The sequence below is a fragment of the Methylobacterium sp. B1 genome (assembly GCF_000333255.1).
Lineage (GTDB): Bacteria > Pseudomonadota > Alphaproteobacteria > Rhizobiales > Beijerinckiaceae > Methylobacterium > Methylobacterium fujisawaense.
In genome coordinates this window covers 1-7,776 of sequence record NZ_BACT01000837.1, presented here as the reverse complement: position 1 = coordinate 7,776, position 7,776 = coordinate 1, and the positions used below count along the sequence as shown (strand labels likewise).

The 7,776-nt window shown below is 73.0% G+C and carries 6 protein-coding genes and 2 pseudogenes; 3 read left to right on the top strand and 5 right to left on the bottom strand.

Translation table 11 applies throughout. The features are described 5' to 3' along the window. Positions 1 to 499 precede the first annotated feature (499 nt). Positions 500 to 1,264 (top strand): 3-hydroxyacyl-CoA dehydrogenase, encoded by a 765-nt coding sequence (locus I53_RS24265; protein WP_236952901.1) that lies wholly within the window; start codon positions 500 to 502, stop codon positions 1,262 to 1,264. Between the two features lie 4 nt (positions 1,265 to 1,268). Here the strand turns inward: I53_RS24265 and I53_RS24260 are convergent, their stop codons facing one another. After that, a complete protein-coding gene (locus I53_RS24260; RefSeq protein ID WP_043355542.1) occupies positions 1,269 to 1,517 on the bottom strand; it encodes a hypothetical protein in 249 nt (82 codons plus the stop codon). A 210-nt stretch (positions 1,518 to 1,727) separates the two neighbouring features. On the opposite strand from I53_RS24260, the pseudogene I53_RS35475 reads away from it, so the two are divergent. Both I53_RS35475 and I53_RS24250 read left to right on the top strand, forming a co-directional pair. Then, positions 1,728 to 2,298, top strand: a pseudogene (locus I53_RS35475) (PepSY domain-containing protein). Positions 2,299 to 2,537: 239 nt separating this feature from the next. Beyond that, entirely contained in the window at positions 2,538 to 4,811 is a 2,274-nt protein-coding gene (locus tag I53_RS24250) for a xanthine dehydrogenase family protein molybdopterin-binding subunit (protein ID WP_043355536.1), read from the top strand. Positions 4,812 to 4,874: 63 nt separating this feature from the next. On the opposite strand, the gene I53_RS24245 is transcribed toward I53_RS24250, so the two are convergent. From I53_RS24245 to I53_RS24230, 4 genes and pseudogenes are all read right to left on the bottom strand, one after another. Further along, positions 4,875 to 5,984: an aldo/keto reductase gene (locus I53_RS24245; protein WP_043355534.1), complete on the bottom strand. Its 1,110-nt coding sequence runs from the start codon at positions 5,982 to 5,984 to the stop codon at positions 4,875 to 4,877. A gap of 97 nt (positions 5,985 to 6,081) precedes the next feature. Next, positions 6,082 to 6,762 carry a nickel pincer cofactor biosynthesis protein LarB gene (gene larB, locus I53_RS24240; protein ID WP_043355532.1) on the bottom strand — a complete coding sequence of 227 codons (681 nt, stop codon included), beginning with the start codon at positions 6,760 to 6,762 and terminating at the stop codon, positions 6,082 to 6,084. Continuing rightward, a complete protein-coding gene (locus I53_RS24235; protein ID WP_043355530.1) occupies positions 6,759 to 7,580 on the bottom strand; it encodes a potassium ABC transporter ATPase in 822 nt (273 codons plus the stop codon). The genes larB and I53_RS24235 overlap by 4 nt, the downstream gene beginning before the upstream one ends. Further along, a pseudogene (locus tag I53_RS24230) lies at positions 7,577 to 7,776 on the bottom strand (LarC family nickel insertion protein); the annotation flags it as partial. The pseudogene I53_RS24230 and the gene I53_RS24235, both read right to left, overlap by 4 nt.

Genomic DNA, 7,776 nt, shown 5'->3' with positions numbered 1-7,776 from the left:
GTCCGGCGCGGCCGCCCGCAGGGCCGCGCGGATGCCGGGACGCCGGTCGGCGAACCGGCGCCCGACGATCCGCCCATGCCGCCAGTGCCGGGCGGCGGTCTCGATCCAGGGGACGTCCACGACTGTCCTGATCAGGCGTGAGGGCTCGGCCGCTCCCAGATGGCCGGGACCGGAGAATGACGGGTGCGGTCCGCGACAGAACCGTCACGACCGCACGACTCGGCCGCACCATGACTTGGCCGTTCCCTGACATGGACACGGCCTGACTTGGCGACCGGGCACCGAAGCGCGGGAAACACGGGGACATCCGATCCGCGACCGCAGATCGTCTTCGCATCTTCTATGTGGGAAAATTTCACACGTCAATCGCCCAGCGGAACGGATCGGTCCCGGATCCGAACGGGGACGACTTCCGGCCGCTGCGGCGCCGCGCTAGGTCGGTGGCCGCGGGGCGCCGTCGGTCGCCCGGAACCGTCGGGGGGCCAGGATGGCCAGCGAGATGATCAGGGATCGGGTCTTCATCGTCACGGGCGCGGGCTCCGGCCTCGGGGAGGCGACGGCGCGGGGCCTCGCGGCGGCAGGGGCCCGGGTGGTCGTGGCCGACATCGCCCGGGAGGCCGGCGCCCGGGTGGCGGCGGATCTCGGGACGCAGGCGCGCTTCGTCGAGACGGACGTCACCCGCGAGGCGGATGGCGCGGCGGCGGTCCGGACGGCGCTGGACGCGTTCGGGCACCTCCACGGGCTCGTGAACTGCGCCGGCATCGCGCCGGGGGAGAAGGTGGTCGGCCGCGACGGGCCGCACCGGCTCGAGACCTTCGCGCGGGCGGTCTCGGTCAACCTCGTCGGCACCTTCAACATGATCCGACTGGCGGCCGACGCCATCGCCCGGGAGGCGCCGGACGCGGCGGGCGCCCGGGGCGTGATCGTCAACACCGCCTCGATCGCGGCCTTCGACGGCCAGATCGGGCAGGCCGCCTACGCGGCGTCCAAGGGCGGCGTGGTCGCCATGACGCTGCCCCTTGCCCGGGAACTCGCCCGGCACGGCATCCGGGTGGTGACCATCGCGCCGGGCATCTTCGAGACCCCGATGATGGCGGGGCTGCCCCAGGACGTGCAGGATACCCTCGGCCAGAGCGTGCCCTTCCCGCCGCGCCTCGGCCGCCCGTCGGAATACGCGGACCTCGTCCGCCACATCTGCGAGAACCCGATGCTGAACGGCGAGACGATCCGCCTCGACGGGGCGCTGCGGATGCCGCCGCGCTGACGGCTCAGCCGATCGACACGCTGGTCAGAACCGCGGCGGCCCGGCGGACCTCGGCGGCGATCATCTCCTCGCTCGGACCGTCGATCGGCATATCCGACAGGATCGCCGCCACGTCGCGCTTCACGTCCTCGCGGATCTCCGGGTTCTCCTCGGAGAGCCGCCCGATCAGGACGCCGAGCACGATCTCCAGGGCGGACAGCTTGGCGTGCAGGCGCGTGAAATCGTCCAGCGGCTCGGGCTCGTGCGCGGTCATGGCCTGCTCCATCCGTGAGGGCTCCGCCGTCGCCGAGGGGCACGCCGGATCGTCAGCGTCTCATACAGGGGCCCCGGCCGCCCGTCTCGCGGGGCGCCCGGCCGCGCTCCGGGGCGACGGCGGCAGAATTTTTTCCGGGCGCGGGCAACCGGATTTCCGGACCCGACGTTTCACGCTCCCGTGAACGAGCCCGCAAAGGGACTACCCGCCATGATCACCCGCCTCACCGCTGCCGCTGGCCTGCTCGCTCTCTCCGCCAGCTTCGCCGTGGCCCAGACCCCCACCGCGACCCCCGCCGAACCCGCCACCAAGGCCGACAGCAACCTGAAGGAGTGCCAGGTCGGCCAAGTCGCCAAAGTCGGCCTCGCCCAGGCGCTCGCCACCGCCGAGTCGCAGGGCGACGAGAAGGGCGGCCGCGCCATCGACGCCGACTTTCGAGAAGGCCGACAGCAAGGATCCGGCCCCCTACGCGATCAAGGTCGTCTACCCGAGCGGCAAGCTGGTCGAATACGGCATCAACGCCGATACCGGCGCCCTCTACAAGACCGAGAACCAGCCGATCGAGCGCTACTTCACCCGGCTGAAGGCCTCCGACTTCCAGAACGCCAAGACCTCGCTGAAGGACGCGCTGGCCATCGCCGAGCAGAAGGCCGGCGGCGGCAAGGCCTACGAGGCCGAGGTCGAGAAGGACGGTTCCGCGGTCCAGTACGAGATCAAGGTCGCCGGCGCCGACAAGGAGCAGGAGATCAAGGTCGGGCCGGACGGCAAGGTCCTGAACTGAGGCGCCGGGCTGCGGCGCAGGCCGCCGCAGCCCGCCCCGTCCTCGCGCGGGGCGCGCGGCAATCCGGGGGACGCCCGGCCGATCCAGGCCGCGCTGCCCCGAAGCGCTTCATGCGCGAGGACGGCTCGGCCGGAGCGGCCGCTGCAACCTGTCGCCCCGCGGCGAGCGGACCCGAACCACCGTCTCGGCCATTCCCTTCGTAAGCGGCGGCCGGAGCGGCCGCGGACGGGAAGGGCAGGATGGACGCACGCGCGCTGGACGAGGGTCATCTCGGACGGGCCCATACCCGGGTCGAGGGTCCCGACAAGGTCACGGGCCGGGCCCTCTACAGCTCCGACCGCGTCGGCCTGGAGACCGCCACGGCCCACGCCGCCCTGGTGACCAGCACCATCGCCCGGGGCCGCATCACCGGCTTCGACCTCGAAGCCGCCGGGCGGGTGCCGGGTCTCCTGGGGATCTTCACCCACCGGGATTTCGCGGGCGCGGTGGCGCCGGTGAAGCACCTGATGGCCGGCGGCTTCGCCAACAGCTCGCACCGCCCCCTCGACTCCGAGGCGATCGCCTATGCCGGCCAGATCGTGGCGCTGGTCGTGGCGGAGACGCAGGAAGCGGCCGCGGCGGCGGCGGGCGCGGTCCGGGTCGCCTACGCGGCCGAGCCCGCCGCCGGCGGCTTCGATGCGCCCGGCGCCGAGACCGTGCGGCTGGCCGACCTGAAGCCCCATCACGAGGACATCGCACGCGGTGATGCCGAAGCCGCCCTGCATACGGCGGCCGTCCGGATCGAGGCGCGCTACGAGACGCCGGTCCAGCACCACAACCCGATCGAGCTGTTCACCACCCGGGCCGCCTGGGACGGCGACAGACTGACGGTGCACGAGCCGACCCGCTACGTCGGCGCGGTCCAGCACGGACTCGCCGCGCAACTGGGCCTCGATCCCGCGCAGGTGCGGGTGGTGGCAGGCCTGATCGGCGGCCATTTCGGCTCGAAATTCGCGCTGTCGCAGCACACGGCGCTCGTCGCCCTGGCAGCCAAGCGCCTCGGCCGGCCGGTTTCCCTGGTCCCGAGCCGGCGGCAATGCTTCACCATCGCCAATTACCGGCCGGAATCCCGCCACCGCATCCGGCTCGGCGCCGATCGGGCGGGCCGCTTCACCGCCCTGGTCCACGAAGCCGACACCGTGACCTCGCGCTTCGATCCCTTCGTCATGGAGGGCGCGGAGGTGACCGCGAGCCTCTACGCCTGCCCGAACATCCGGACCGAGGAGCGGGCCGTGCGGGTCGACCGCAACACGCCGGGGCCGATGCGGGCGCCCCCGGAGGTCCCGTTCCTGTTCGCCCTGGAGAGCGCCGTCGACGAGATGGCGGCGGCGCTCGGCATGGACCCGATCGAGTTGCGCCGGCTCAACGACACGGCGGTGGATCCGGTCAGCGGAAAGCCGTTCTCGACCCGGCCGCTGATGGCCTGCTTCGATGCGGGCGCCAAGGCCTTCGGCTGGTCGCGCCGGGTGCCGCGTCCGGGTTCGATGCGCGACGGTCCCTGGCGGGTGGGTCTCGGCTGCGCCACCTCGGTGCGGCCGGTGAAGATCGCCGCCGCGACGATGCGGGTCCGGCTGGGCCCGGACGGGTCCGCGGAGGTGGCCTGCGCGCACCACGAGATCGGCAACGGCATCACCACGCTGCTCGCCATGGGTGCCGCGGACGGGCTCGGGGTGCCGGTGGAGCGGGTCACGGTCCGGCTCGGCGACACGGAGCTGCCGGCCGCGGGCATCTCGGGCGGATCGAGCACGACCACCAGCCTGATGAACGCCCTGGCATTGGGCTGCGGGCAGATCCGCGAGACCCTCGCGCAGGCCGCGACCGGGCAGGGCGGCCGCCTCGCCGGCCATGATCCGGGGACGCTGCGCCTCGCGGACGGGCGGCTCGTGGCCCCGGACGGGGCCGGGATCGCGCTGGCCGAGGCGGTCGGACCGGCGGGCGTGGAGACCGTCGCGGCGTTCGTGCCCGAAGGCGGCGACCGCGAGACGGCGCTCGCGGGCCTGCGGCAGGGCCATATCGGGCTCAGCCTGGGCGGGGGCGGGAAAGCCGTGTCCTGGGGCTTCGGCGCGCAGTTCGCGGAGATCCACGTCCATGCCGAGACCGGGGAGATCCGGGTGGCCCGGCTCACCGGCGCCTTCGCGGCGGGGCGCATCCTCAACCCGCTGACCGCGCGGAGCCAGCTCACGGGCGGGATGATCTGGGGCCTCGGCTCGGCGCTGCTCGAAGAGACGGTGCTCGACGGTGCCGCCTACCGCAACCCGGATCTGGCCGAATACCTCGTCCCCACGGCGGCCGACGCGCCGGAGGTCGAGGCGCTGCTGGTACCCGATCCCGACGACCGGGTGGACGCGCTGGGCCTGAAGGGTCTGGGCGAACTCGGCATCATCGGGGTGAACGCCGCCATCGCCAACGCCGTCCACCACGCCACCGGCCGCCGCATCCGCAGCCTGCCGATCCGGCTGGAGGACGTGGCGTAACGCCGGCCGCTTCTCCCTCCCCCCTCTGCGGGCGAGGGAGGGCGCGCCATTCTGCGACCCGCTCTACTCCATCGTCGGCGCGAGCTTCTTCACGCTTGCCACATCCTCGCCCAGCCATGCGGCATTCTTGGCCGTGCCGTCGAAGGTCGCGCTCGTCTTGAACAGCTCGTACTTGCCCTCCAGCGCGTAGGGCTTCGACCGCGACAGCAGCTCGGCCACCGCCGCCTTGTCCATCGGCTTGAAGGTCTTCACCGCCTCGAAGGCCTGGTCGAGGTCGCGCTGGTTCTGGATGCCGGTGATCACCACCGAGACCGGCAGGTTCAGCGAGAAGTGCAGGTACTCGATCGGCTTGATCGGCGCGTCTGCCTTCAGGATCACCCCGTCGCCAAAAGTCTTCATGGCGAGCGGCGCGATGCCGTTCTGCACGAGGTACGGCAGGACGAGGTGGCTGAACGAGCGGAAATGCGCGTCCATCACGTTGACGGGCATCTGCACGGAATCGAAGTGGAAGCCGCGCTCGGCGGCGACCTCCAGCATCTGCAGGTGGATGCGCGGGTCCTTGTGGCCGGTGAAGCCGATGTAGCGCAGCTTGCCGGCCTTCTTGGCCTCCAGGAAGCCTTCCATCGCCCCGCCCTCGGCGAAGACCCGGTCCGGGTCGTCGAAGCGCAGGATCTCGTGGTGCTGGACGAGGTCGATCCGGTCGGTGCGCAGGCGCAGGAGCGACTGGTCGATCTGCTTGATCGCCTCCTCCTTGGTCCGCCCGTCCATCTTGGACATCAGGAAGACCTTGTCGCGATAGCCGCCCTGGGCGAGGGCCGCGCCCATGCGCAGCTCCGAGCGCCCTTCGTTGTAGTCCCAGCAATTGTCCATGAAGGTGATGCCGCGGTCGATCCCGGCATGGATCAGCCGCGTCGCCTCGTCGTCGGTCACGGCCTTCTTGCCGAGGTGGAACCCACCCATGCCGATCGCCGAGATCTTTTCCGACGTCTTCCCGAAGGTCCGGTAGAGCATCTCGCCCCGGCGCTCGCCGGGATCGGTGACGAAGGGCAGGTCCGCCGGGTCCTGCGGGCGGTTGCCCGGGAGCACGGGGGCGTTCACGGCCGCACCTGCGCTGCCGGCGCCCGCGAGGCCCGCGCCGAGCACGGCGCCCTGTAGGAAGCTGCGGCGTTCCATCGGCTGTCTCCGTTCGAGGATGTGGGGATCGGGGCCGGCCGGCCCCGTGTCGGGGCTGCTGCCTGCCGTGTGGCGTGGGATAACGGCTCGCGCCGGCTCATCGTTCGGTCTCCGCGGCGAGGCGTCCTGCCGCGTGGAGCAGGCGCAGGGCGGCGCAGGCGGCGCCGTAGCCGTTGTCGATGTTGACCACCGTGATGCCGGGGGCGCAGCTCGCCAGCACGGCGTCGAGGGCGGCGCGGCCGCCCGCGGCGACGCCGTAGCCCACGGACGTCGGGACCGCGATCACCGCGCCGGCCACGAGGCCGCCGACGACGCTCGGCAGCGCCGCATCCATGCCGGCGGCGACGATCACCACCGGATGCGCGCGGATCTCCTCGATCCGCGTGGTCAGCCGCCACAGGCCGGCGACGCCGACATCGGCGAAGAGCGCGGCAGCCCGGCCGGCATAGGCCAGCACCCGCAGGGCCTCGCGGGCGACGGGCACGTCCGAGGTGCCGGCCGCCACCACGGCGACCCGGGCCGGGCCCGTGATCCGGGGCGCCTCGCCGAACACCGCCGTCCGGGAGACCGGGCAATAGTCGAGGCGGGCCGCCGCATCGAGCCGGTCGCGCTTCTCCGGATCGAGGCGGGTGAGGAGGAGCGAGGCGCCCCGGGCGCGGGCGGACTCCAGGATCGCGTCGATCTGCTCAGGGCTCTTGCCGGCGCAGAAGATCGCCTCCTCCAGCCCGATCCGCTCCGACCGGGCGAAGTCGAGGGTGAATTCTTCAGCGACGCTCACGAACGGGCCTCCCCCTGCTGCACCAGGAAGGCGCTGCCGACCCGGTAGGGCGCGAACCGAACCGGGCCGGCGAGACGCGCCGGTGCGATCTCCCGGATCCCGGCCCCGAGTTCGGCGCGGCTGTCCGCGTCGAGGGCCGCCAAGCTCCCGGGATCGAGTTCCACCACCACGCCCTCGGCGCGCACCCGGCAGCGGACCGCCCGCTTGGCGCCGGTCCCCGCAGCGAGGGCGCCCCCCACCAGCCGCTCGACGGCGTGGATGAAGCCCAGCGTCTCCGGCTCGATCGGGATGCCGGTCTCGACCCGGCTCGACAGGCACGGGGCCGCCGGCAGCTCCGCCACGGCGCCGAGGCCGAGGTCGCGGGCGAGCGCCCGCACGGAAGCCTTGTCGAACCCCGCCTCCACGTAGGGGTGGCGCACGCCGTGCTCCCGGGCGGCGTCGAGGCCGGGGCGGTACTCGCCGAGGTCGTCGCGGTTGGCGCCCGAGAGGATCTGCCGGTCGGTGACGGCCCGGACCGCCCCGTACAGGTTGGTCTTGCAGAAGAAACAGCGGTTGACCGGGTTGGCCCGGTAGGCCGGGTCGGCGAACTCGCCGGCCTCGATCACCCGCAGGGCCCAGCCCTCGCGGGCGCCCTCGGCGCGGACCCGCGCGGTCGCCTCCTCCGGCACGGCCGGCGAGACCGCGTGCACCACCAGGGTCGTGCCCGGCGCCAGCCGGTGGGCGAGGGTGGCGAGGGTCAGGCTGTCGACCCCGCCGCTCACCGCCACGGCGACGGGGCCGAGTCCCGCCAGGACGGCTTCGAGTTTCTGGCGCGTCACCGCTCCTCCTCCGGCACAGTCAGGGCGAGGCGCTCGGCCTCGCGGCGCAAGCGCGCCCGTGCGGCGTGACCCGCGTGGTCGCGGGCATCGTCGGCCTCGGCCTTGGCGGTGCGCCCGCCGGGGCGGTCCACAACCTTCACCCGGACGGGTCGGCCCGCATGATCCACCGTGGGGGCCTCGCGGTCAAGCACCGCCC